Raw genomic sequence first — 23,090 nt, forward strand, 5'->3', positions numbered from 1 at the left:
TTAATTTACTAAAAGCTTTAACTGCATAATGTCAGTTATTTCAATATCAGCAAGCCCTTTGTAGTTATATGCACAATCTTGGTTATCGAGCCAAACACTATAACAGCCTGCATTATTTGCGCCTTGTACATCGGTATCAAGGCTATCGCCAATATGAAGAATATCACTTGGCTTCACTTCTAACAGTGCACAGGCTTTATCAAATAAGGCGCGACTCGGTTTAGCTTCACCGTGAGGACCGGCTTGTAATACCAAATCAAATTCGCCTTTTAAGTTAAATTTTTCGATTTCAACGTTGCCGTTGGTAATGGCGATGAGGGTATATTTTTCACGTAATTGCGCTAGTAACTCAAGTACATCATCGCTAACCACAATATTGCTGCGCGCATCGGCGAATGCCTTGTACGCTGCGTTTGCGTACTCTTGTGCTTGTCTGTCAGAAAAACCTAATTGTGCAAAGCCATACCTTAATGCAACCTGACGCCATTTCGTCACATCACTCTGAAGTTCAGGCTGTGTTTCACCAATATGGTTGCGACACTCACGCCAGTAGTTTGGGCCTTTAGCATGCCACTGCTCAATTGTGGCAAGATGATCAAATTGTGCCTGTAGTGCAGCTTTGATTATCGGATGATTATTATAAAGGGTGTCGTCTAGGTCAAAGCTTAAAACTTTAACGGGCGTGATAGCTCGGTTGAATCGCATTAAGTGGCTCCTTTAAGGTTATCCATATTATACGTAAATGAACTGCTATTTGGATTTTTTCGCTCTCGGATGCGCTTTGTCGTACACCTTGGCAAGATGTTGAAAGTCGACATGGGTATAGACTTGGGTTGCTGACAAACTGCTGTGCCCGAGCATCTCTTGCACGGCGCGCAGATCACCACTTGATTCCAGCATGTGACTGGCAAATGAGTGACGCAGTTTGTGTGGGTGCACTGGAGTACTAATACCTTGCTTTAGGCCCCAATCTTTCATGCGCTCATGTACATGACGGGTTGAGATACGGCGCTTTTGCTTGCTAACAAACAAGGCAGGGTCGCCTTCAATGGCAAATTGTGGGCGTAGCTTCAACCATGCCTCTAATGCGGCGAGGGCTTTATTGCCTACCGGGACTACGCGCTCTTTACTGCCTTTACCCAGTACCCGAATTTCCCCTTCACGAATATCATTTAAGTTGGCATTCACCAGCTCACTGACACGCAAACCACTTGAATACATTAACTCCATCATGGCTTTGTCACGAACTGCGAGGGCATCGTCTTCAGGCAACTCTAATAACTGTGCCATTTGGTCAACATCGAGATTTTTTGGCAGTGGTTTTTGAAACTTAGGGCCTTTAATACCTTCGCCTGGGTTGATTAAAGTTTGGTGGTGTTGATGTTTGGCTTTTAAAAACTTATACAGACTGCGAATGCAGCTAAGCTTCAAATTAATACTGCGAGGGTTGTACTGCTTGCTGCGCAGTTGCATGCTAAAACGTCGAATATGGTCGGGGGATACACCTAACCAATCATGGCAGTCTTGCTGAAAGACCAAAGCGGCTTGTATAAGTTGGCGTTTATACTGTCCTAAAGTGTGTTCTGAATATTGCTTTTCATGACGTAAATAAGCCATAAATGCATCGATTGGTTGTGAAAACTCCTCTTTAAGTTCACTTTGAGAGGCATTGAGCTGACTAGTCACAATGGGCTATCCAAGCGCTGCAATTCTCAGGTTTAAGCCTGCTAAAAACTCTTGCATCAACAAGTCGTCGTTATTTGGGCAAAAATGCGCAGGGTTGTCACTGGCAAAAGCCAGCACCGCATCACTATCGTGAAGTTGATACAGTGCCACAGAGCCAGTGCTCGGGGCTTTTTCCCAGATGCTATCTAACTGCTTTGGCGTGCGGCCTAAGTATTGGGCTTTATCTTCAAGCGTGGTGTTTATGGCTTGGGTTACTTGCTCAGGCTGAAAGAGTAGCTCTGTCGCCGAAATATTAGGTGTATTGGCAAATGCTGTTTGAATCACTTTAGATATTTCATTTAGCGAGCTAGCTTGCCAAATCTGGCGTTGGCAATCACTCAGAATTTTGAAGGTTTGTTCATTGCTGTGTGCAATTTTAGCCATCCCGGAAAGCTGCTGTTTTAATGCTTGGTTTTGTTCTCTTAATAAACGCAGCTGTTGCAGTGCTAAATTAGGTAAGCCTTGGCTTTTGCTGAACAGCTCTAACTCAAGTAACACATAAGGGTGATGTTGAAAAAAGTCGGGGTTGCGTTTTAAGTAGTCGCAGACTTGTTGTTCTTGATCTGTTTTCTTCATATTAATTACTCCGACTTTTTATTTTGAGCGCACTCTATAGCTGATTCTTTACAGAGAAATTTGCCCATCGAATACGTGCTCAGCTGGGCCTGTCATACGTACTGGGTTGCCTTCGCCTTGCCAGCGTATTTGTAATGAACCGCCAGGTAAATCAACGCGCACTGTGCTGGCTAATTTCTTTTGCATTATACCCACAGCCACAGCAGCACACGCTCCGCTGCCACAAGCGAGTGTTTCGGCAGCGCCGCGCTCCCATACTCTCAATTTAATATGCTCAGGGTTGATGACCTGCATAAAACCCACATTGGCACGTTCAGGGAAGCGTTCATGGTTTTCAAGTAATGGCCCTAAGGTCTCGACTTCAGCGGTATTTACGTCGTCGACTTCTAATACACAATGAGGGTTGCCCATAGACACTACGCCGCAAAAAACCGTGCTTTCACCGGCGCGAAGAATATAAGTGAGCTCTGGTTTTTTCGCTTTAAATGGCACACTGCTCGGCGCAAAGTGTGGGTTACCCATGTTCACGGTGACTTGGCCATCTTTTTCTGTGTACAAGGTAATGTTGCCACCCTTAGTAGAGACTGCGACCTTATGTTTGTTGGTGAGACCCTTCATGCGCACAAAGCGTGCAAAACAGCGTGCGCCATTGCCACATTGTTCCACTTCGGTGCCATCAGAATTAAAAATACGATAATGAAAATCGAGATCTGGAGAGTAAGGTGCTTCAACCATGAGTAGTTGGTCAAAACCTACACCGAAATTGCGGTCAGCAAGTTTCTTGATTTGGTCGCGTGATAAAAATACATTTTGAGTGACGTTATCAACGACCATAAAGTCGTTACCCAAACCGTGCATTTTAGAAAAATTTACAAACATAATGTCTTAATGTAACTCCAAGCTGCTACTACTTTGCCATGGCAATTATCAAAAGCCCAGTGATATCCACTGAGCTTGGTGCAGGAATGCGCTTAATTAAGGCAGTAATTGCTCGCCTTGCCAAAGCGAAGTGAGCGTCTCACGCTGGCGAACTAAATGACTCTCATCGCCATCCACCATTATTTCAGCCACACGAGGGCGCGAGTTGTAGTTTGAGCTCATGGTAAAGCCATAGGCGCCGGCACTGCGCTGCGCAAGTAAATCACCGGCTTGAATGGCAAGGGGTCTATCTTTACCTAAGAAGTCACCGGTTTCGCACACTGGGCCCACTACATCATAATTTTGTGTTGGTGTGCCATCTGCACGCGGCGCAACAGCAATGATGTTTTGCCATGCTTGATATAAAGAGGGGCGAAGCATGTCGTTCATACCGGCATCAACAATTGCGAAGTGCTTGTCTTTAGTTGGCTTAATATACTCTACTTTCGTCACTAGAATACCAGCATTAGCAGCAATAGCGCGACCTGGTTCAAAGACTAACTCTAGATGAGGGTAGTTTACTAACTTAGCTTTCACCTCTGCGGCATAGGCACTTGGGTGAGGCGGTTTTTCGCTGTCATAAGGTACGCCTAGACCACCACCAATATCTAAATGTTCAAGTTCGATGCCTGCGGTTTTTAGCTTATCGACCAAAGCCAAAACTTTATCTAGTGCGGCTAAGAATGGCGCGACTTCGGTCAGCTGCGAGCCAATATGAAAATCAACACCGACCACTTCAATACCAGGTAGTGCATAGGCTTTTTGATAAATATCGAAGGCCTGATTGATGTCGATGCCAAACTTGTTTTCTTTTAAACCGGTAGAAATGTAAGGGTGAGTTTTAGCATCTATATCTGGATTCACACGAATAGACACGCGTGCAGTTTTATTTAGTTCGCTGGCAACATGACTGATACGTTCCAGTTCGGCTTCTGATTCCACGTTAAAACATTTGATGTTTTGTACTAAAGCAAAAGCTATTTCTTGTGCAGTTTTTGCAACACCAGAGAATACCACTTTGCTGGCATCGCCACCTGCCTGAAGAACGCGCGCAAGTTCGCCTTGCGATACAATATCAAAACCAGCACCTTGTTTTGCCAAGACATTTAACACAGCCAGGTTCGAGTTTGCTTTAACTGCATAGCAGACTAAATGCGGGTGACCATCAGCGGCATCGGTAAATGCATGATAGTGACGCTCTAGAGTTTTGCGAGAATAGACATAACAGGGGGTACCGTATTGCTCGGCGATATCTGCCACCGAAACCCCTTCAGCAAACAGCTGATTATTTTTGTATTCGAAAAAATCCATCTTACTTTTCCTCTTGCTGTTGTTTCTGTTGGTCTTGCTTAGGTTGTTTACTCGCAGGTGTTTGGTTATCTTGTTGCTGTTGCTCTGGTAAATAGAGCACGCCACTTTGGCCACAACCAGTCACGAATAAGCTGGTAAAGATGACCAAAAAGAATAAGCTTGTGAATGAGGGGTTCGCTTTCATTAGATTAATGATGTCAGTGCCTTTATAATCGCAGAGTAACAGAATTCATAGAAAATGCAGCTATTGGGGCTGTGAAATTTCGTCATAACTTATACAACCGTGCTTATTGAAGGATGCCGTGATGACCGATCATGAATACCACGAACTTGCCGACGCGTTAATGTTAACCATTGAAGAGCAAATTGATGACTGTGATGTTGATTTAGACTATGAGTCTCAATCGGGCATTTTAGAGATCATCTTCCCTGATAAGAGTAAAATCATCATCAACAAACAAGCACCGCTTCATCAAGTATGGGTTGCAACTAAGTTCAATGGTCACCATTTTGAGCTACAAGGCGAACAGTGGATCGACAACCGCTCGGGTGCAGAGTTCTGGCAATTTATGAGCGAAGCGGCGACTAAGCAAGCTGGCGCACCTATTGAGTGGCAGCACGACTAATGCTTGAATTTGTAGAATACCCAGCACAAAGCACGCATAAAGCGTCGATCATTTGGTTACATGGCCTTGGCGATTCAGGTAACGGCTTCTTACCGATAGCCCCAGAGCTTGGCTTACCTGCAGAACTTGGCGTACGTTTTATTTTTCCTCACGCGCCAGAGCAACCGGTCACCATAAATGGTGGCATGGTGATGCGCGCATGGTATGACATCAAGTCTTTTGATCTAGATAAAAGAGCCGATGAAACAGGTGTGAGAGACTCTTCTGCTCAAGTTGAAGCTTTAATTCAAGCTGAGTTAGACAAAGGTATACCTGCCGATAAAATCATCTTGGCTGGTTTCTCTCAAGGTGGGGTGATAGCCTTGCATTTAGCACCGCGTCTTAAGCAAAAGCTAGCCGGTGTGATGGCGTTATCGACTTACATGTGTGCGCCGCAAAAGCTGGCAGACGAGGCAATGCAAGCTGAACTAGATATTTTCATGGCGCATGGCTCGCAAGATCCAGTCGTGCCTATGATGGCGGGTCGCCAAGCATTTGATACGCTGACTACACAAGGTTACTCGGTATCATGGCAAGATTACCCAATGGCACATCAGGTATGTGCTGAAGAGCTAACCGCAATTCGCACTTGGTTGCTTGAAAAACTGGCTTAATTAAACGGAGCAAAACATGTCACAGAAGATTGTCATAAAAACCAGTGTGAGTAAGGCACCTGCCCAGCCGCAAGCTGTGCATTATCAGTGGCATTGGCGACGCATTTTTATGGCAGCAAGCATGTTAATGCTGACCGCTGTGGCTATCGTGTATGGCTTAATGAATTCAGTAAACGCTGATGAAGTGCAAAATATTGAAATGGTTGAGCCAAACACAGTCGTTATTTCAGAACCAGCACTTGTTACAGATACAACAAAGCAAGAGTTAGATAACGAGGTTGTGGTTATCTCTGAGCCAGAAACCGAGGTGATTGCCGAAGAAGCTATGGCTCCAGTGCAAACTGCTGCAGCAGAGCCTGAGCTAAAAGAACCAGAGCAAAACGCCGCGACTGTTGACAGTCAAGCTGGTGTGGAAGCAACCAGTGAAGTTTTAACTGAGCAAACAGACACAGTGCAAACCCTTGATAGCGAGTCTGAGCTTGCGCAAGTGACTGATGAAATCAGCGTTGAGAAAGAAACTGTTGAGACGGCAACTACTTCACTTGAGATTGAGCAAGATGAAGAAACGTCATCAACACAGTTTTCAGACAACGCGAAAGTGACTTCAGTGGCGTTAGGTGCACAAATAGATGTGCAATTTATTAGCCGTGCTGTACTGACTACAGGCATCAGTGAGCGTGAGCCAGTTGATGTTTTGAAAGAATCGATTGAGCAAACTGAGTTTCAAGAAAAACTATTTTTCTTCACAGAGGTGCGCAAGCTAAAGGGTCAAACTGTTAGTCATTTATGGTTTCATCAAGATCAGTTAATGGCAGAAATTTCATTGACGATCAGCGCAGACCGCTACCGTACTTATTCAAGCAAAAACATCATGCCAAGCCAAACAGGTCAATGGCGTGTTGAAGCCGTAACAGAGCAAGGCGAGTTACTGGCACAAAAAACTTTTCGAATTATTCCATCGGCGCTTTAATCGCGTCTAACAGGCAAAAGCATGACAGAACAAGCAAATATTTTACGTATCGCAACCCGCAAAAGCGCACTGGCATTGTGGCAGGCAGAATTTGTGAAAGCCGAACTTGAGCGTTTTCACTCTGACCTTACCGTTGAGCTGGTGCCAATGTCGACGCAGGGTGACATTATTCTAGATACGCCACTGGCAAAAATCGGTGGTAAAGGGTTATTCGTAAAAGAGCTTGAACAAGCCATGTTAGATGGCCGCGCCGATATCGCGGTGCACTCAATGAAAGATGTGCCGGTTGAATTCCCTGAAGGGTTAGAACTTAACACCATTTGTGAGCGTGAAGATCCGCGCGATGCGTTTGTATCAAACAAATACAAAAGCTTAGATGAGCTGCCGCAAGGCGCAGTAGTCGGTACTTCGAGTCTACGTCGTCAGTGTCAAGTACGTGCATTACGGCCAGACTTAGACATTCGCGATTTACGAGGTAATGTAAATACCCGTTTAGCTAAGCTAGATAATGGCGATTACGATGCGATTATTTTGGCAGCAGCAGGCCTGCTTCGTTTAGAAATGCCAGAGCGCATTGCTGACTTCATCGAGCCAGAAACATCATTACCAGCCAATGGTCAAGGTGCAGTAGGCATCGAATGCCGCAGTGATGACGAGCGAGTAAAAGCATTGCTTGCGCCGTTAGAGCACACTGAAACACGTATTCGTGTACTTGCAGAGCGTGCCATGAACCGTCGTTTAGAAGGCGGTTGTCAGGTGCCGATCGGTGCTTATGCACTAGTAAATGGGGAGCAAGTTCATATTCGCGGTCTTGTTGGAGCAGTTGATGGCTCTGAAATTTTACGCGATGAAGTGTCAGGTTCAGTCGAGAATGCTGAGCAGTTAGGCGTTCAGCTTGCCGAGCAGTTGTTAGCGCAAGGTGCTGACAAGATTCTAGCTGAAGTATATAGAGACGCGTAATAAGGTTAAATTTAATATGACAAAGATTGCAATCACACGGCCAAGTGGTAAAGGTGAGCAGCTTAAGGCGCAACTCGAGCAGCATCAGATTGCATATCTTCATACCCCAGTGTTATCGCTTACCTCGATAACACTGGACGCCCAGCAGCTTGCGCCACTCGATAATGCCGATGTCATTATTTTCATTTCTCAAGATGCCGTGCAATCTCTTGCAGAGCAATATCCTACTTTACCAGCCCATGCCAAACTATTTGCTGTGGGTGAGCAAACCGCACAGGCCATAGAAACACATTTTTCTCGCAAAGCAGATTTCCCACACCAACAAGATTCCGAAGGCTTACTGGCCTTAAAAGCATTACAAGATTTAGATGCAAAACAATGCGTGCTTGTCAAAGGAAAAGGTGGTCGCACGCTAATAGCAACAACCTGTAAATCACGCGGTGCTATTCTAAATCAATGTGTTGTATATGAACGTGCAGCGTTAGAAGAAACCGCTGATGGCTGGTTAGACCACTGGCGTGAACAACAGATAACCGCTATAGTGCTGAGCAGTAATGCTGCGATTGATGCTGTTTTTAACACACAATCAGAACAACATTTAGACTGGTTAAAGCAACGAGATTTTTATCTTGTCAGTCAACGTAGCTGTGATTATTTACAACAAGAGTACCAAATTGCTGAGACGCAGGTATACCTTGCCGACGGTGCCAGTGATGATGCCGTGTTCAGTTGCATTAAGTCGTCTCAAAAACAGCAGGTAAGCACTATGAGTGAAGAACAAAAACAACCAACCGCTGTGAGTGAAAAACCGAGCGTGCCAGAGACCAAACCGATGAAGCAAAAGATCAGTAAAGTAGGCGTATTAGCCTTGTTGATAGCAACGGCAACGGGTGTCATGACAACCGGTTTAATCGTCCATGGACAGCAGATCAGCGACAAAACCTATGCAGCGCTAGATGCTTTAAAAACTGAAAATAGCGCCTTAAAAAGTGAACTCAAACAGTCACAACAGAATTTAGCAGCTCTGCAAAGTGAGCAATCACGCTTGTCAAAAGCGGTGAACCAGTCTTTGTCATCGCAAGCAGCGCAATTACAAGAGAGCTTTGCAGCACAGTTAGACAGCAAGTTACGCCAAGCGGATCAACAGCTCAGTGGCGCAGCAATTAATGAAGCGGTTTACTTGCATCGTCTAGCGGTTTTTAAAGTGGCCGCAGAGCAAGACTACCAAGGCGGTGCCGCGGTATTAAAGCGTGTACATGATGTGTTGTTGGCACAGAGCAACAATACTGAGGTGTTAAAGGCACTGGCAGATGATATTGCATTACTCAACGCGCAGCCACAACCTGCGGTGGAAAGTATTTATTTAGAATTACATGGCTTATTGAATCAGGTTGATACACTACCATTAGTCACTTTGCAGTTACCTGAGACGCGTCAGCAGGCACCAGCTGAACTATCTACAGAGGTTAGCGATTGGCAAACCAATCTGAAGAGAACATGGCAAGGGCTGGTGGATGACTTTATTAAGATCCGCGAACGTGATGTGACCGTGATAGATCCGCTACTGGATGCCCAAGAGCAGCAACTATTAAAAGCACAACTACGCGGCTATTTATCACAAGCACAAACAGCGCTAATGGATAAACAAGCCAGCGTATTCTTCACCGCATTAAAACAAGCACAGCAACATCTTGAGGCTTACTTCGCAGCTGATAAGGCTGAAGTTAAAGCAATGCAATCCGCATTGATTGAGTTACAACAACAGCCGCTTCAGTTTAGTCGACCAATGCAGTTAAGCTCTGAACAAGAATTGAAGAGCTGGTTAGCCGAAGAGGTTGCGCCATGATAAGAGCAATTTTAGCATTTGCCCTTGTCGCTGCAGCATTGGCTGCAGGTCATCTATTAATAGATGAGAAAGGCTATGTGCTTATCGCATTTAATAACACCACAATCGAAGGCACAATCGTCGCCTTTGTGATCATGTTTGTACTTAGCTTTATTGCGTTGTGGCTAGTGCTTAAATTATTAAAAACATTGTTACGCATGTACGGCAAAACCACGGGTTTTTGGCGTGGTAAAAAAGCACTTAAAGCACAGCAAGTGTGGCAGCAAGGTTTATGGGCAAGCATCAATGATGATTCGGCAGTGGTGCAAAGTACGTTTAATAAAGGACAAGCACCTGAAGAGTGGCAAGACGCGCAGCAAGCCTTACTGGCAAAAGCTGCATTACAGCAAGGCGATAAAGCACAGGCACTGGCGCATTTACAAAACATCAGTGATGCTGCGCAGAGCAAGGTGCCTAAACTTTGGTTGGATGCCAATCAGAACGAGCAGGCTTTGGCTTTGTTAGATGCGCCAATGGCAGAGAAAAAACCAACGCAGGCTGCAGTGAGTAGTTATTTGGCTGGGTTACTACAGGCTGAAAAACACGCTGAATTAGCGACGGCGATTAATCAGCATTACAAGCGCTTAGATTGGACTCAAGCACAGTGGCAAGCATTTATGGCGCGTTGGTTTACTGCGAACGCTGAGCAGGCGATTGGCCAATTTGAACAACTTCCTAAAGCATTAAAAGTGCAAAGCGAAGCACTTTACATGCAGTCGCAAGCCAGTGCCGGTCAATGGCAAAACTTACTGCCGACACTACAAAAATGGCTAAAGAAAGGTCAGTATCAAGCCTTTGCTGATGTGGTTGTGCATGCCAAAAACCCTGATGTTAAATTGCGTACATCACTGCAAGATGCGTTGAAAAAACATCCAGAGCAACCTCAATTGTTATTTGCCATGGGTTGTCTAGCCAACGCGGCTGGTGAGTATGAATTGGCTGCGAAAGTATTCGACAATTGTCAGCTAACAGAGCTCGATAAAGCCCATTTAAAACCGGTTTTAAACAGTTATGAGCAAACCCAGCAGTTCCAAAAAGCTTATTTATTATTGGCCGCAAAATAATAGTAACTATTTAGAAAATTAGACACAGATTGAGCCCCAGCTATAGTTATGTAGCTGGGGCTTTTTTATCAAAAGAGGTCGAATGAGCTCTCTCTTGAGGACACCTGTCCTTGATCATAATCGCTACATGCGTATGATCTGGAAAATTTTATCTTCAAAAAGTAGATATTACTTAAAACCTGAGTGTGTATTGCGATTCCACATTAGGCCTTTTTGAAGCGAGTCTTAGAAGCCGTGCGATAAGTCTTCTGAGTAGGTCACGATTGATAGAGGATTGGTATTTATGTTCGATAAGAAATTCCCGTTATTAGACTTACACCGCCACTTAGATGGCAATGTGCGTGCTAACACTATTTTGGAGTTAGGTAGGCAATTTAATTTACCGCTTCCGGCCAATGACCTAGAGGGCTTATTACCACATGTTCAAGTGCAGAGCACTGAACCCAACCTTGTGGCGTTTTTACAAAAGCTAGATTGGGGTGTGAAGGTGTTGGGTGACTACGATGCATGTCGTCGTATTGCGATAGAAAACGTAGAAGATGCCATTGCGCAAAATATCGATTACACCGAGTTAAGATTCAGCCCATACTATATGGCACAAAGCCATAACTTACACCCGCAAGGTGTCGTAGAAGCCGTGGTTGATGGCATTAAGTCGGCAACCGCTAACCGTGATATCAAGGTTAACCTGATCGGTATTATGTCGCGTACTTTCGGTGTAGAAAAATGCCAGCACGAGCTTGATGCAATCTTAGCATTTAAAAACGATATGACGGCTGTTGATTTGGCGGGTGATGAGCTTGGCTTCCCGGGTGAGTTATTTGTTGATCACTTTAAGCAAGTTCGCGATGCGTACTTAGGTGTAACTATTCATGCAGGCGAAGCTGAAGGCGCATCAAGTGTGTGGCAGGCGATTCAAGAACTAGGCGCAACGCGTATTGGTCATGGCGTGAAGTCAATTGAAGACCCAAAACTAATGGATTACTTACGTGATAACCGCATTGGTATTGAATCTTGCTTAACCAGCAACATTCAAACAAGTACCGTGGCTGATTTAACTAAGCACCCTCTTAAGCAATTCTTAGATCACGGCATTGCGGCATGTATTAATACCGATGACCCAGCAGTACAAGGTATTGAACTACAACATGAGTTTATTGAAGCGGCTAAAGTAGCGGGTTTAACCGCTAATGACGTGAAAAAAGCCCAAGAAAATGCGCTTGAAATTGCATTCTTAAGTGACTCAGATAAGCAAGCCTTACTGGCTAAAAAAGCGGGTTAAGCTTTAGTTATACTCATAAAAGTAAACGACGGTAACACCCTGGTGGTTACCGTCACTTTTAGTTTAATCTGAAATTTGATTAACTTATGAAGCTTTTGCACAGCTTAGATATGCTTGTTTAAGCGCATTGATCACGCGTGAGCGCGTCACTAATCCAATCACTTTATTGTTTTCCACTACAGGATAAATTTTCGGTTTATCTCCCTGCATTTGAGTGGCTAAATCGACCACCAACATGTTACTTTTTACTGCTAAAACGTCTTGGCTCATCAAATCTTGTGCGGTGATCTGACCGTCACAAAAATAGCTGTTTTGTAACAGTGGGTTAAGCAGTTGTTGTTCAGAGATAAAACCAATTAACTGCTTTTGTGCATCGACTACGGGCGCACCAAATAGTCCATGGCTTTGTAGTTGTTCAATAATGTCAGTTAATTCTGTGTGTGCGTAAATAGCCGGAAATTGGCTCGTCATAATGTCTTTAATTGCTTGCATAATACGGTTCTCCTGTTGGTTGAGATTAGTATCAGCAATAAATGTTGATTGGTAAAATGGGTTGTTTAGATTGGTTCAATTTGTAAAATAGATTGCGGCTTTAGAGCTCTAAAAAAGCCAGTAAGGACTTTACTGACTTTAAAGTTAGCTAAGGTTGATTTAGCACATGTTAGATGTTGCGCAACCAGCTCCAACACTAGGAGTACAAAGGTCTGTACATAAGTTGGTCATTGGTTGTGTGGTGCAATTAGCGTAATAGCTGTAAGGCTTATCTCCTGCGCCTGCAATTTCAGCAGTTAAGTCAATTGGCAACTTTGCTTTATCAAGAGAAAGTGATTTTATGCTTTTTTTCTTTAGTTTAATCATTTTATTTTCCTTAAAATTAATGAATTACTCCATGAGGAGTGAATCTTTTATCTCATATTTCTTTTTTAAAACGAAGAAAATATTCCAGATGTTAAAATTTAAAGTGTTACAGATAATGACTGACTAAGATAAGTTTCTTAAATCTATTAGTCACGAATAGATTGGTATATGAATACTAACAGTCTTCATATTTCGCCTTGATAAGTGCCACATAGTGGTCGAGATTCTTCGCATCATGCAAGTTAAAATCCTCGTCTAGTAGGGTTGCACCTTGAATTCTATCTAATCTAAATTCTCGATAATCAGCTCTGAGTTGGCAATAAGCAACCAGTGTCCATTTACCACCCCAATAGACTAACCCCAGAGGTTCAACCGTTCGTGAAGTGAGCGCTTGTTTGGCATCGCTATAATGCAAATCTACACAGCGTTTTTGTTCGATACCTTGACGTAGGGTATAAGTAAACGATTGATGTTCGGCGTTATGGCTCCAGCCTGAGACTAAATAAGGCTGATCGGTTGTTTGTTGTTTTAACTGGGCGGGCAGTACTGCTTCTATTTTGGTGATAGCGCTTTGTGCTTTTTCGGCTAAATCAGGATCGGTCCATGCGCTGACCATTTTGCTGCCAAGCAACAGCGCTTGCAGCTCGTCCATGGTGAACATCATTGGTGGCAAATCATAGTCACTAATGAGATAACCAATGCCAGCTTCACCTTCAATGGGCACACCAGAACTTTGAAGGTGTTGGATGTCACGATAAATGGTGCGCTCTGACACATTCAAACGCGTTGCCAAGTCACAAGCTCGGGTTGCGAGTCGACGACTCTTTAGAATGTTGACCAGTTGAAATAACCGCTCAGATTTATGCACACCATTGTCCTTTCTGTTTTATTTGATGATTAAAGTGATGAAATGTTTAGGCACTTTGTTCACAAGGTGTCTGACTTACTGCATTGTAGCGCTCTAATTTCACAGTGTCTTTCTCAATCAGTTGCGCGAACTGCTGACAAATTGGGTTTTCCATAAATGCATCTCCAATGCGCTTGGCATCAGTCATTGTTTCAAAATACACCACATCAACATAGCTGTGGGCATCTGCTAATTTTGCAAGCGAGCGGTAAAGCACACCAGGTTGCTGATCAATGAAGCTTTGGAAAGCGGCGTTTGCAGCTTCGAACTGAGCAAGATCAGCGTTTTCTTGCAACTGGAATTGCACGATTTCAATGGCATTATTAGACATAATTATCTCCGTATTGACTGTTGTTGGTTGACGTTAATAAGTAAACCACAGCGTCATGTCAGGGAGTGTCAGTAGGGTTTTATTAGCTGTCAGCAGGACAATTCGATTTAGACTCTGTTATAAACTTTGCCGTTTTCTTATGTCTATCAAAGCGGTAAGATGAAAATCGGTACTTGTAGTAAAGGTTCAACGGACATGAAAGAAAAATTGAGATCTAGTTTAGGTAAAGTTACCTTTGAGCTGACGATAGTAACGTTAGGTGTGCTAATCGCTCTCGTGATTAACGAGTGGTTTCAAAACTATCAAGAAGAAAGGCGAGCCCATGAAATTCTTGAAAAAGCGCATTACGAAATGAAAAGCAACCTAGTATCTCTAAAGTCGGCACTAAAAGGGTATGAGAAAAGTATCGCTTACATCGATAAGCTTATTGAAGAAGATCAAAAAACGGCTAATAAAAATTATCTTTTTTCTATTCCACAAGAAGATTTAAGTGTCAGTGTATGGCGTTTTGCGTTGTTGCGTGATGAACTCAGAGAATTACCGGTAGAGTTGTTAGTGCGTATTGAATCGAGTTATGAAGCAACCAAGCATGTTAAAAATACCATGGAAAAAATGGGCCCGAGTTTCCTGACTGAATTTATAAATAAATTTACTGTATCAGAAGATCAAACTCAGTTATTAAAATCGCTAAAGCATGAATTAAAAAATGCCTTATTGAGGACGAAGATAGCGGCATTTAAACAAGAAATTATTGTCAAAGAAACTGAGTATTATCTTAAAACGGGGCAGGTTAACATAGAGCAATCTAAACAAGGTATACACTTTAAGATTTAAATACGACGGAAATAAAAACGCCAGCAAATATGCTGGCGTTTTTTATTATTAAGTTGCGTTACTTAATGTACGCAAAGGCATCGGCGTACATATTCTCGCGAATTGCACCGTGGGCGATAAAGTCATCACGCACTGGACCAATCATATCAAAACGGCCCGCCATATAGATTTCGTAGGCTGCTAGCGAGTCGAAATCTTTTAATACCGCTTTGTGTACAAAACCTGTGTGGCCTGCCCAGTTATCGCTGGCATTATCAACGACAGGCACGAAGGTGAAGTTTGGCTTTTTCGCGGCCCAAGCTTGCATCTCTTCTGCTGCATATAACGCTGATTCGTCACGTACACCCCAGTAAAAATGCACCTGACGGTCTGAATCAATCTCAGCTAAATGATCGGCCATTGATTTTACATAGCTAAAACCGGTACCGCCCGCTAATAACACGATTGGTAATTGTGATTCAGTACGTAACTCAGAAATACCTAAGCCCACTTCAACTGTCGCCTTAGTGCCATTTGCGTGGTGCTCACGTAAATGATCAAGCGCTTGCATGGCATAGCTGTTTTCTTCTGAGGCACCAATGTGTAGCTCAAGTAATTCTTTTTGGCTTGGGCGGCTCGCAATTGAAAAAGCACGCTTGTCTTTTTCGCCAAGTACTAATTGAAGGTAATGACCTGCTTTAAACTCTGCAGGTTCGCTTGGTTTTAGCTCTACCTTGTAAACAAATTCTGTTAGGGGGGTAATACTTACTACTTCTGCATTTAACACTTGCATTATAAAACCTTTCACGACGCGTGCAGCGTTTATTTATTAAGAGACATAATGTTCAACGAGTCCCAAATTTCATCAACTCGTTGTTTTGTTGATTCATCCATCACGATGGATTCACCCCATTCGCGATCAGTTTCGCCTGGCCACTTATTGGTGGCATCCATTCCCATTTTTGAGCCAAGACCTGAGACCGGAGAGGCAAAGTCGAGGTAATCAATCGGAGTACTTTCGATCATTGTCGTGTCACGAGCAGGGTCCATACGCGTAGTAATGGCCCAAATGACATCATTCCAATCACGCGCGTTGACGTCATCGTCGCAGACAATAACAAACTTGGTGTACATGAATTGGCGTAAGAATGACCAAACGCCCATCATTACACGTTTCGCATGACCCGGATATTGTTTCTTCATTGTGACCACGGCCATACGATATGAACAGCCTTCAGGCGGTAAATAAAAGTCGACAATTTCTGGGAATTGCTTTTGTAAAATTGGCACAAATACTTCATTCAGTGCGACACCTAAAATGGCTGGTTCATCGGGTGGACGACCCGTATAAGTGCTGTGATAAATCGGGTTTTCACGATGGGTAATATGCGTAACGGTCATCACTGGAAAGTCATCCACTTCGTTGTAATAACCCGTGTGGTCACCATAAGGCCCCTCAGGTGCCATTTCATCTTGTTCAATATAGCCTTCAAGTACAATCTCGGCACTGGCCGGTACTTGTAGGTCGTTAGACACAGACTTTACGACTTCAGTTTTTGAACCGCGTAGTAAACCTGCAAATGCATATTCACTTAAAGTATCTGGCACAGGAGTTACAGCACCTAAAATCGTTGCCGGATCAGCACCTAGCGCAACTGAGACCGGGTATGGCTCTCCCGGGTGCTCTTTACACCACTCTTGATAATCTAGTGCACCACCACGGTGTGATAACCAACGCATGATTATCTTATTCTTACCTAATAGTTGTTGACGATAGATACCTAAATTCTGACGTTTTTTATATGGTCCTCTAGTAACCGTTAAACCCCATGTAATAAGTGGCGCTGCATCACCTGGCCAGCAATGTTGAATAGGCAGCTTAGTTAAATCAACATCATCACCACTTAATATCACCTGCTGACAAGGCGCTTTGCGCACTTCTTTGGCTGGCATATTCAATACTTGCTTAAACACGGGGATTTGCCCTAAGGCCTCTTTAATGCCTTTTGGTGGCTCCGGCTCTTTCAAGAAAGCCAACAGCTTGCCTACTTCACGTAGTTCGCTGACATCGGTTTGACCCATACCCATCGCAACACGCTTTGGTGTACCAAACAAGTTGGCTAAAACAGGAATATCAAACCCCTCTGGGTTTTCAAATAAAATCGCAGGGCCGCCAGCGCGTAGGGTGCGATCGGCAATTTCGGTCATCTCTAACTTGGTAGAGATAGGCTGCTTAACCCGAACAAGTTCGCCTTGTTCTTCTAAGCGCGTAATAAAGTCTCTTAAGTCTTTGTATTTCATCGTTGGCATAGGGCACTTTTCATTGTCGCGAAGTATATCAAGATGTGGTGAAAATGGCATCACCACTTAATACCAATACTCAATAAGACATAATCATTTTGAAGGCCTTGAACTATCACGAATAAATGAAATTTTTCTACTTTGAATAGCCAAATAGCAAAGCTTTTCCTTATTTATGACAAGCTTTTCAACCTCAAACTAACTCTCTCAATTTAAAGGATTGGTGTAAGTCGAGTAAGGTATACGAAGGTAAATGCATTTTTGTTTGATTTTGCACAAATGCAGTAAATTGAACTATGTTCAACTATTGCGGATTAGATTATAGTCGAGAAGTTAATTGGTTTATGGGTAGATGTTTTGAAGCGACTTAAAGCGATATTGTTGTGTGCCTTACTCAGCTTGAGTCAAAATGTTATTGCTGATCATTTACCTGAAGTGGTCTTTGATCAACATAGTGCCGTTATGCTCGTGATTACACCTTCGACAGGCGCGATTGTTGCGGCTAATGATGCGGCCGATAAGTTTTATGGCTATGAATCCGGAAAGCTTGAAGAGCAATTTATTCAGAACATTAATCAACTGACGCCAGAGCAGGTTGCAATAGAGCGTGAGAACGCAGCTGCTGAAGGTAGAAACTACTTTATTTTTAGACATCAACTGTCTAATGGGGAGATACGAACAGTCAGTGTACACTCCGCCCCATTTACTGATGAACATGGAGAGTTGCAGCTTTTATCTGTAATTACAGATATTAGTGCACAGCGTACTTTGCAAGAATCTCTTTGGCATTATCAGGGCAACCTTGAGCAACAGGTTGCAATACAGACCGAGGCAATCCATCAAGCCAGTCGAATGCAACTGTTGCTGTCTTTTGTCGTTATTGTTTTATTGGTCGGTTCATTAATTGTATTAGGTCGTTTTTATTTCAAACTTAAAAATGCGAAGCGTAAAGCCGAGGCTCAAGGTGCTCGTTTATCTTCTATTTTTGATGCGATAGAAGGCTACTTACTCTTTACCTCCAGAGCTGGAACCGTACTGGATGCCAATCAACAAGTATTTAAAGACATCGAAAACAGGCAGTCGATTATTGGCAAAGCGCTAGGAGAGGTGTTTTTAAGCGATGTGAACTGGGAAGCACAACCTTATGGATGTTCAGAGCATCGTTTAAAAGTGCAAGATGAGTGGCGTTTCTTCACGGTTGATAAGCAGGCAGTAAATAATGCCGATAAATCGCTTGGTGATTTATATATGTTGCAAGACATAACTGCACAACTGGCAATTGAGCGTGAGCAGCGTCTGGCCAGTACCGTATTTGCGACAACCAGTGAAGGGGTGTTGGTTTCTGATAAACACAATCAGATCCAAATGGTGAATCGAGCATTTACTGAGATAACTGGTTTTACTCAAGAACAGGTTATTGGCCAATCACCTGCAATTTTAAACTCTGGCCATCATGGACCAGCATTTTTCTCGCAAATGTATGACACCTTAAGCCAGCGGGGTCATTGGGAAGGGGAAGTGTGGAATCGTCGTAAAAGTGGCGAAGTATTCCCTTGTTGGCTGCAAGTGTCAGCAGTGTTTGATCAACAAGGCGAGATTGAAATGCACGTTGCCTTGTTTAATGACATCACCTCCCGCAAGCATCATGAACATATGATGTGGCAGCAAGCCAACTTTGATACTTTAACCAGTTTAGCGAATCGCAGAAATTACCGCGAAAAGTTCGAGCAAGCATTAAAAAAAGCGAAGAAAGATAAAAGTCGTCTAGCGGTTTGCTTTATTGATTTAGATAGATTCAAAGCGGTGAACGACACGCTCGGTCATCATATTGGTGACTTAATGCTTATTGAAGCGGCAAAGCGTTTAGAAGAATGTACCAGAAATTCAGATACCGTCGCCCGTTTAGGTGGCGACGAGTTTGCGTTACTGCTGCCTGATGTTGATTCCATCTCAAAAGTTGAGCAAATTGCTACACAAGTTCTTGAGAAGCTTCACGAGCCTTATGAACTTGAGAGTCACGAAGTATTTGCATCTGGCAGTATGGGGATTACTTTCTACCCTGAAGATGGAGATGATACCAAAGTACTGCTTCGTAATGCTGATAATGCGATGTATAAAGCAAAAGAGCTGGGTAGAAACTGTTTTCAATTTTACACTTCGGCCATGCATGAGCATGCTAAAGCTCGCAGCCAGTTAGAAGGTGCTTTGCATAAAGCATTAGTGAATAACGAATTTCACCTTACTTACCAACCCATTTTATCTCGTGATGATGTAAGAATTGGATGTGAAGCCTTGTTACGTTGGGAAAATAAAGCGTTAGGCTCGGTGTCACCAGCAGATTTTATTCCTATCTGTGAAGAGTTAGGCTTGATTATTGCGATTGGTGAATGGGTGATGTATCAGGCTTGTTCTCAAGCTAAAGCGTGGCAGCAGCAGTGTGATAAACCTTTATTCATAACGGTCAATGTTTCAAGCACCCAGTTTAAACGTCAAAGTGTTGTGGAATTGGTTAAAAAGGTTTTAGAACAAACTGGATTGGACGCGAGATATCTGACCATTGAAATTACTGAAACCGTGCTTGTTGATAATTCAGAAAGTATCTTATTACAGCTCAAGGCGCTCCGAGCGATGGGGGTAGAGTTAGCGATAGATGATTTTGGTACGGGTTACTCTTCTTTAAGTTACCTCAAGCGCTTCCCGCTTTCGAAGCTTAAGATTGACAGAGAGTTTGTTCGTGACCTGCCAGATGATCAAGACGACCACGAAATGGTTAAAGCGATTATCTCGATGGCAAGCAACCTAAACCTTAAAGTGGTTGCTGAGGGTGTAGAGACAGACGAACAGCTGTGGCTATTGAATGAATTAGGCTGTGACTTTACACAAGGCTACTTGCATAGTAAGCCACTGCAAGCAGCGGCATTCGAGAACTTTTTAAGAGGTTATATGAAGTAAAACGAGCTTAATGGCACATAGTTTTATGCTTTTCACAAAACAACTCAAGTGCAGCTTTAGCCTTTAAATTGTTTTGCTCTGCAGCGCTTTTATACCATTTATACGCACCTGCTAAATCAACATCACCGCCTTCTCCGTACTCAAGCATATCTGCGAGGTTATATTGGCCAAAGTCATACCCCTGTTCTGCAGCCTGTGTAAACAGTTTTTTTGCTTCCTCAAAGTCTCTAGCTAAATAAGCTCGCACGCCTTCTTGGTTAAATTGATTAAATGAGACTTTAAGTTTATGTGGTACATGTTCAGGCGCCGCTCTGTGTCTGACTATGCCACCCATCACATAGATGTCTGTAGGGCGAAAGATTTCGTCAATGGCCCCTTGGTCATAAAGCGCGGCTAACTCTGATTTTTTAAAGCTAATTAGTGCCGGGCGGAAATAGTTATTGAGCATTAAGCTATCTAGTTTAATGGCTCGTTCTGCACCTCGCTTTTTACGATAAGTGTAACTGCCTTGCTTTAGGGTAATAGAGTCTTCTTCTACAGAGAGTACCTGCGCAACACGATATTGGGTTTGGTATTTACGGTCTTTAATCAGATGACCCATATCTAAGATAAGTACATCATCAACTTTAGGTGCTGATAAAAACTCAGCCTGTTGTTGCTTGTTTTCAAAGATGCTGTAAGCAAAGTAAGCAATCACAATGAGTGCAATAACAAACAAAGTGCGGTGGTGATGTTTGTAGAGCTTGTCAGTTTGGTCGTGGAAGTAAAAAAGAGACTTTTGAAAAATGGTTTGCATAACAGCTTCCCTGTACCGATTAAAACTTCAGTCTGCCATAAGTTTATAATCGAGTCATGTGCTTAAACTCTGAACGGTTTGATTTGGAAGCTTAATAACCGTGTTGCAAATGTGTGGTTGAGCGTATTTACTGGTAAACTAAGCCATTAAATTAGCTTTGTTAGAGAGACGATGAGCATCATGCAATTTAACACATTGGCTTTATCACCCGTATTACTTGAGACCATTGCGCAATTGGGGTTTAAACAGATGACAGAGGTTCAGGCGCAAAGCTTGCCACTGATCCTCGACCAACAAGATGTGATTGCACAAGCGAAAACAGGATCAGGTAAAACGCTGGCGTTTGCGCTTGGTGTATTGTCTAAACTCGATGTATCGAGTATGCATGTACAAGGCTTAGTGTTGTGTCCAACACGCGAGCTGGCAGATCAGGTGGCGACAGAAATTAGAAAGCTAGCCAGTGGCACAGCAAACGTTAAAATTCTTACCCTATGTGGTGGTGTGCCTATTGGGCCGCAAATAAGCTCTCTTGAACATGGGGCGCATATTATTGTCGGTACGCCAGGGCGCATAGAAGATCATTTGTTTAAGGGCACGCTCGACTTAACCCAAGTAAACACCTTAGTGCTTGATGAAGCCGACCAAATGCTCGATATGGGGTTTACAGATGCGATAGAAAACATCGTTGCTTATTTACCGCCTGAGCGTCAAAGTCTCTTATTTAGTGCAACTTATCCCAAAAATATTGAGTCTCTTTCTGTGCAGCTGATGCGCAACCCACAACAAGTTAAAGTTGAAGAAGTGGGGATCAATAAAAGTATCAAACAAACTTTTTATAAGCTCAGTAATAACAAGCTGCGCTTTAATACACTGCGACTACTTCTGATGAAGCATCAACCAAAAAGTTGTGTGGTGTTTTGTAATACCAAGGTTGAAGCAAAGCGTTTATTTGAAGAACTTAAAGATGCGGGTTTTTATGCTTCGGCACTGCATGGCGATTTAGCTCAGCAAGAGCGCGCGATGATGTTGATGCGCTTTGCTAATAAGAGCGCATCAATTTTAGTCGCGACTGATGTTGCGGCGCGAGGTTTAGACATTGATGATATGGACATGGTGATTAACTATCATCTCGCACTCGACCCGAAAACGCATGTACACCGAGTTGGGCGAACGGGGCGTGGTGATAAAAAAGGTTTGGCATGTTCAATCTTTGGTGAAAAAGAAGTGTTCAGAGTTAAGCAAATTGAGCAACTATATGACCGTGAATTTGAGCCTGCGGTTTTACCTTCGCTGAGCTTATTAGATAAACCACCTTATAAACCAGAAATGCAAACGCTCTATATTGACGGCGGTAAAAAGCAAAAGTTACGAGCGGGTGACATAGTGGGTTGTTTAACGGGCGAAGAGGGTATTGGCTTTTCGCAAATCGGTAAGATCACGGTGTTTGAAAACCAATCGTTTGTTGCTGTTAAGCGTGAAGCAAGTAAACCTGCTTTTAGAAAACTTCGCGATAACAAAATCAAAGGTAAGAAATACCAAGTACGTCGCGTCAATTAAATTGATTTAATGTGTCCAAGCAGTTGTTGATACTCACTCTGCAACTGCTTGAATCGTGTATCGTCGTTACTACCTTTATCTGGATGGTGTTGAATGGCCAGTTTCCGCCAACGTCGTCGAATGGCTTTTTCTTCAAGCGGCTGTGTTAGCTGCCATTGCAAGCATAAGTCCTCAAGGTGGGGCTTATTCAATGTATTCTGTTGATGGTGAAAGCTTTGAGCATAACGTTGCCAAAAAGAATCCAGTAACGCTGCTATTTCTTCATTATCTGTTTGGTAGTTTTGCCAGTCTAAATAATAAGTGCTGAGAGGTGTGTTTAATTCAGGGGCTTGGCCTTTGTCAGCAAGGTATATATCCATACTATCTATATGCAGGTAGATATCTTCTTCAATAAGTTCTGATTGCAAAGTATATAAGCTATTCATCAACACAAAGTTACGTTTGAATAAATCTTGATTTGGGTCTTCATCAAGTTGCTGAAGTAAGTCAACGGTTTGAAGGTGTGCGGCTAACGTATGGACTTTAAAGTGTGCGCCATTACTCAGCACCGAAAAAATTTCATCTAGAATTGGACGCAACATTGTCCCTCTGAGTTTGTTGGTGTA

The 23,090-nt window shown here is 43.2% G+C and carries 24 protein-coding genes; 10 read left to right on the forward strand and 14 right to left on the reverse strand.

The annotated features are described in order from the left end of the window. The 6 genes from PP2015_RS00255 to lptM all read right to left on the reverse strand — a co-directional run bounded on the left by PP2015_RS00255 (position 1) and on the right by lptM (position 4,714). Positions 1–705: an HAD-IA family hydrolase gene (locus PP2015_RS00255; RefSeq protein ID WP_058028349.1), complete on the reverse strand. Its 705-nt coding sequence runs from the start codon at positions 703–705 to the stop codon at positions 1–3. Positions 706–750: 45 nt separating this feature from the next. Further along, a complete protein-coding gene (gene xerC / locus PP2015_RS00260) occupies positions 751–1,617 on the reverse strand; it encodes a tyrosine recombinase XerC (protein WP_083496618.1) in 867 nt (288 codons plus the stop codon). 75 nt (positions 1,618–1,692) lie between these two features. Further along, positions 1,693–2,301 (reverse strand): DUF484 family protein, encoded by a 609-nt coding sequence (locus PP2015_RS00265; protein ID WP_058028353.1) that lies wholly within the window; start codon positions 2,299–2,301, stop codon positions 1,693–1,695. 48 nt (positions 2,302–2,349) lie between these two features. Beyond that, entirely contained in the window at positions 2,350–3,180 is an 831-nt protein-coding gene (dapF, locus tag PP2015_RS00270; RefSeq protein ID WP_058028355.1) for a diaminopimelate epimerase, read from the reverse strand. Positions 3,181–3,276: 96 nt separating this feature from the next. Further along, positions 3,277–4,530: a diaminopimelate decarboxylase gene (lysA, locus tag PP2015_RS00275; RefSeq protein WP_058028357.1), complete on the reverse strand. Its 1,254-nt coding sequence runs from the start codon at positions 4,528–4,530 to the stop codon at positions 3,277–3,279. A gap of 1 nt (position 4,531) precedes the next feature. Then, positions 4,532–4,714, reverse strand: a complete 183-nt coding sequence (gene lptM, locus PP2015_RS00280) for an LPS translocon maturation chaperone LptM (protein ID WP_058028359.1) — start codon at positions 4,712–4,714, stop codon at positions 4,532–4,534. 121 nt (positions 4,715–4,835) lie between these two features. Here lptM and cyaY point away from each other — a divergent pair, with 121 nt between their 5' ends. The 7 genes from cyaY to add all read left to right on the forward strand — a co-directional run bounded on the left by cyaY (position 4,836) and on the right by add (position 11,970). Beyond that, on the forward strand, positions 4,836–5,156 hold the full coding sequence (gene cyaY / locus PP2015_RS00285) for an iron donor protein CyaY (protein ID WP_058028361.1): 321 nt from the start codon (positions 4,836–4,838) through the stop codon (positions 5,154–5,156). Next, positions 5,156–5,809 carry an alpha/beta hydrolase gene (locus PP2015_RS00290; protein WP_058028363.1) on the forward strand — a complete coding sequence of 218 codons (654 nt, stop codon included), beginning with the start codon at positions 5,156–5,158 and terminating at the stop codon, positions 5,807–5,809. The genes cyaY and PP2015_RS00290 overlap by 1 nt, the downstream gene beginning before the upstream one ends. Before the next feature lie 16 nt (positions 5,810–5,825). Continuing rightward, a complete protein-coding gene (locus PP2015_RS00295; RefSeq protein ID WP_058028365.1) occupies positions 5,826–6,779 on the forward strand; it encodes a DUF2914 domain-containing protein in 954 nt (317 codons plus the stop codon). A gap of 21 nt (positions 6,780–6,800) precedes the next feature. Further along, positions 6,801–7,739, forward strand: coding sequence for a hydroxymethylbilane synthase (hemC, locus tag PP2015_RS00300; RefSeq protein ID WP_058028367.1), 939 nt, complete (start codon positions 6,801–6,803; stop codon positions 7,737–7,739). A 16-nt stretch (positions 7,740–7,755) separates the two neighbouring features. Then, entirely contained in the window at positions 7,756–9,585 is a 1,830-nt protein-coding gene (locus PP2015_RS00305) for a uroporphyrinogen-III C-methyltransferase (protein ID WP_058028369.1), read from the forward strand. Beyond that, entirely contained in the window at positions 9,582–10,688 is a 1,107-nt protein-coding gene (locus PP2015_RS00310; RefSeq protein ID WP_058028372.1) for a heme biosynthesis HemY N-terminal domain-containing protein, read from the forward strand. Before PP2015_RS00305 ends, PP2015_RS00310 begins: the two co-directional genes overlap by 4 nt. 283 nt (positions 10,689–10,971) lie before the next feature. Then, entirely contained in the window at positions 10,972–11,970 is a 999-nt protein-coding gene (gene add, locus PP2015_RS00315) for an adenosine deaminase (RefSeq protein ID WP_058028374.1), read from the forward strand. Positions 11,971–12,054: 84 nt separating this feature from the next. On the opposite strand, the gene PP2015_RS00320 is transcribed toward add, so the two are convergent. The 4 genes from PP2015_RS00320 to PP2015_RS00335 all read right to left on the reverse strand — a co-directional run bounded on the left by PP2015_RS00320 (position 12,055) and on the right by PP2015_RS00335 (position 14,066). Next, positions 12,055–12,462 (reverse strand): CBS domain-containing protein, encoded by a 408-nt coding sequence (locus PP2015_RS00320; RefSeq protein WP_058028376.1) that lies wholly within the window; start codon positions 12,460–12,462, stop codon positions 12,055–12,057. A gap of 159 nt (positions 12,463–12,621) precedes the next feature. Further along, a complete protein-coding gene (locus tag PP2015_RS00325; RefSeq protein WP_058028378.1) occupies positions 12,622–12,828 on the reverse strand; it encodes a hypothetical protein in 207 nt (68 codons plus the stop codon). 175 nt (positions 12,829–13,003) lie between these two features. Further along, complete coding sequence (locus PP2015_RS00330; protein WP_058028380.1) at positions 13,004–13,696, reverse strand: helix-turn-helix transcriptional regulator; 693 nt, start codon at positions 13,694–13,696, stop codon at positions 13,004–13,006. Positions 13,697–13,742: 46 nt separating this feature from the next. Continuing rightward, complete coding sequence (locus PP2015_RS00335; protein ID WP_058028381.1) at positions 13,743–14,066, reverse strand: hypothetical protein; 324 nt, start codon at positions 14,064–14,066, stop codon at positions 13,743–13,745. Positions 14,067–14,225: 159 nt separating this feature from the next. On the opposite strand from PP2015_RS00335, the gene PP2015_RS00340 reads away from it, so the two are divergent. Next, complete coding sequence (locus PP2015_RS00340; RefSeq protein ID WP_058028383.1) at positions 14,226–14,900, forward strand: hypothetical protein; 675 nt, start codon at positions 14,226–14,228, stop codon at positions 14,898–14,900. Between the two features lie 58 nt (positions 14,901–14,958). Here the strand turns inward: PP2015_RS00340 and fre are convergent, their stop codons facing one another. Together fre and ubiD are read right to left on the reverse strand one after the other, a co-directional pair. Then, positions 14,959–15,672: an NAD(P)H-flavin reductase gene (gene fre, locus PP2015_RS00345; RefSeq protein WP_058028385.1), complete on the reverse strand. Its 714-nt coding sequence runs from the start codon at positions 15,670–15,672 to the stop codon at positions 14,959–14,961. Positions 15,673–15,701: 29 nt separating this feature from the next. After that, the gene (gene ubiD / locus PP2015_RS00350) at positions 15,702–17,180 is read right to left on the reverse strand and encodes a 4-hydroxy-3-polyprenylbenzoate decarboxylase (protein WP_058031500.1); all 1,479 of its coding nucleotides are present in this window, start codon (positions 17,178–17,180) and stop codon (positions 15,702–15,704) included. 357 nt (positions 17,181–17,537) lie between these two features. Here ubiD and PP2015_RS00355 point away from each other — a divergent pair, with 357 nt between their 5' ends. After that, positions 17,538–20,132: a sensor domain-containing protein gene (locus PP2015_RS00355; protein WP_227009214.1), complete on the forward strand. Its 2,595-nt coding sequence runs from the start codon at positions 17,538–17,540 to the stop codon at positions 20,130–20,132. 7 nt (positions 20,133–20,139) lie between these two features. Here the strand turns inward: PP2015_RS00355 and PP2015_RS00360 are convergent, their stop codons facing one another. Next, a complete protein-coding gene (locus PP2015_RS00360; RefSeq protein ID WP_058028387.1) occupies positions 20,140–20,928 on the reverse strand; it encodes a tetratricopeptide repeat protein in 789 nt (262 codons plus the stop codon). Between the two features lie 171 nt (positions 20,929–21,099). On the opposite strand from PP2015_RS00360, the gene dbpA reads away from it, so the two are divergent. Next, complete coding sequence (gene dbpA, locus PP2015_RS00365; protein ID WP_058028388.1) at positions 21,100–22,485, forward strand: ATP-dependent RNA helicase DbpA; 1,386 nt, start codon at positions 21,100–21,102, stop codon at positions 22,483–22,485. Here dbpA and PP2015_RS00370 read toward each other — a convergent pair. After that, complete coding sequence (locus PP2015_RS00370) at positions 22,482–23,066, reverse strand: DNA-J related domain-containing protein (protein ID WP_058028390.1); 585 nt, start codon at positions 23,064–23,066, stop codon at positions 22,482–22,484. The two genes, dbpA and PP2015_RS00370, sit on opposite strands and share 4 nt — an antisense overlap. Between the last annotated feature and the right edge of the window lie 24 nt (positions 23,067–23,090).

The organism is Pseudoalteromonas phenolica (genome assembly GCF_001444405.1).
GTDB classification, from domain to species: domain Bacteria; phylum Pseudomonadota; class Gammaproteobacteria; order Enterobacterales; family Alteromonadaceae; genus Pseudoalteromonas; species Pseudoalteromonas phenolica.

Bases quoted from the DNA above. Each gene is read 5' to 3' on its own strand.
- PP2015_RS00290 (WP_058028363.1), top strand. From the start codon at position 5,156: ATGCTTGAATTTGTAGAATACCCAGCACAAAGCACGCATAAAGCGTCG.
- lysA (WP_058028357.1), bottom strand. From the start codon at position 4,530: ATGGATTTTTTCGAATACAAAAATAATCAGCTGTTTGCTGAAGGGGTT.
- dapF (WP_058028355.1), bottom strand. From the start codon at position 3,180: ATGTTTGTAAATTTTTCTAAAATGCACGGTTTGGGTAACGACTTTATG.
- PP2015_RS00295 (WP_058028365.1), top strand. From the start codon at position 5,826: ATGTCACAGAAGATTGTCATAAAAACCAGTGTGAGTAAGGCACCTGCC.
- PP2015_RS00325 (WP_058028378.1), bottom strand. From the start codon at position 12,828: ATGATTAAACTAAAGAAAAAAAGCATAAAATCACTTTCTCTTGATAAA.
- PP2015_RS00320 (WP_058028376.1), bottom strand. From the start codon at position 12,462: ATGCAAGCAATTAAAGACATTATGACGAGCCAATTTCCGGCTATTTAC.
- PP2015_RS00340 (WP_058028383.1), top strand. From the start codon at position 14,226: ATGAAAATCGGTACTTGTAGTAAAGGTTCAACGGACATGAAAGAAAAA.
- dbpA (WP_058028388.1), top strand. From the start codon at position 21,100: ATGAGCATCATGCAATTTAACACATTGGCTTTATCACCCGTATTACTT.
- add (WP_058028374.1), top strand. From the start codon at position 10,972: ATGTTCGATAAGAAATTCCCGTTATTAGACTTACACCGCCACTTAGAT.
- ubiD (WP_058031500.1), bottom strand. From the start codon at position 17,180: ATGAAATACAAAGACTTAAGAGACTTTATTACGCGCTTAGAAGAACAA.
- PP2015_RS00255 (WP_058028349.1), bottom strand. From the start codon at position 705: ATGCGATTCAACCGAGCTATCACGCCCGTTAAAGTTTTAAGCTTTGAC.
- PP2015_RS00335 (WP_058028381.1), bottom strand. From the start codon at position 14,066: ATGTCTAATAATGCCATTGAAATCGTGCAATTCCAGTTGCAAGAAAAC.
- PP2015_RS00265 (WP_058028353.1), bottom strand. From the start codon at position 2,301: ATGAAGAAAACAGATCAAGAACAACAAGTCTGCGACTACTTAAAACGC.
- PP2015_RS00310 (WP_058028372.1), top strand. From the start codon at position 9,582: ATGATAAGAGCAATTTTAGCATTTGCCCTTGTCGCTGCAGCATTGGCT.
- lptM (WP_058028359.1), bottom strand. From the start codon at position 4,714: ATGAAAGCGAACCCCTCATTCACAAGCTTATTCTTTTTGGTCATCTTT.
- hemC (WP_058028367.1), top strand. From the start codon at position 6,801: ATGACAGAACAAGCAAATATTTTACGTATCGCAACCCGCAAAAGCGCA.
- PP2015_RS00360 (WP_058028387.1), bottom strand. From the start codon at position 20,928: ATGCAAACCATTTTTCAAAAGTCTCTTTTTTACTTCCACGACCAAACT.
- PP2015_RS00370 (WP_058028390.1), bottom strand. From the start codon at position 23,066: ATGTTGCGTCCAATTCTAGATGAAATTTTTTCGGTGCTGAGTAATGGC.
- fre (WP_058028385.1), bottom strand. From the start codon at position 15,672: ATGCAAGTGTTAAATGCAGAAGTAGTAAGTATTACCCCCCTAACAGAA.
- PP2015_RS00305 (WP_058028369.1), top strand. From the start codon at position 7,756: ATGACAAAGATTGCAATCACACGGCCAAGTGGTAAAGGTGAGCAGCTT.
- cyaY (WP_058028361.1), top strand. From the start codon at position 4,836: ATGACCGATCATGAATACCACGAACTTGCCGACGCGTTAATGTTAACC.
- xerC (WP_083496618.1), bottom strand. From the start codon at position 1,617: ATGGCTTATTTACGTCATGAAAAGCAATATTCAGAACACACTTTAGGA.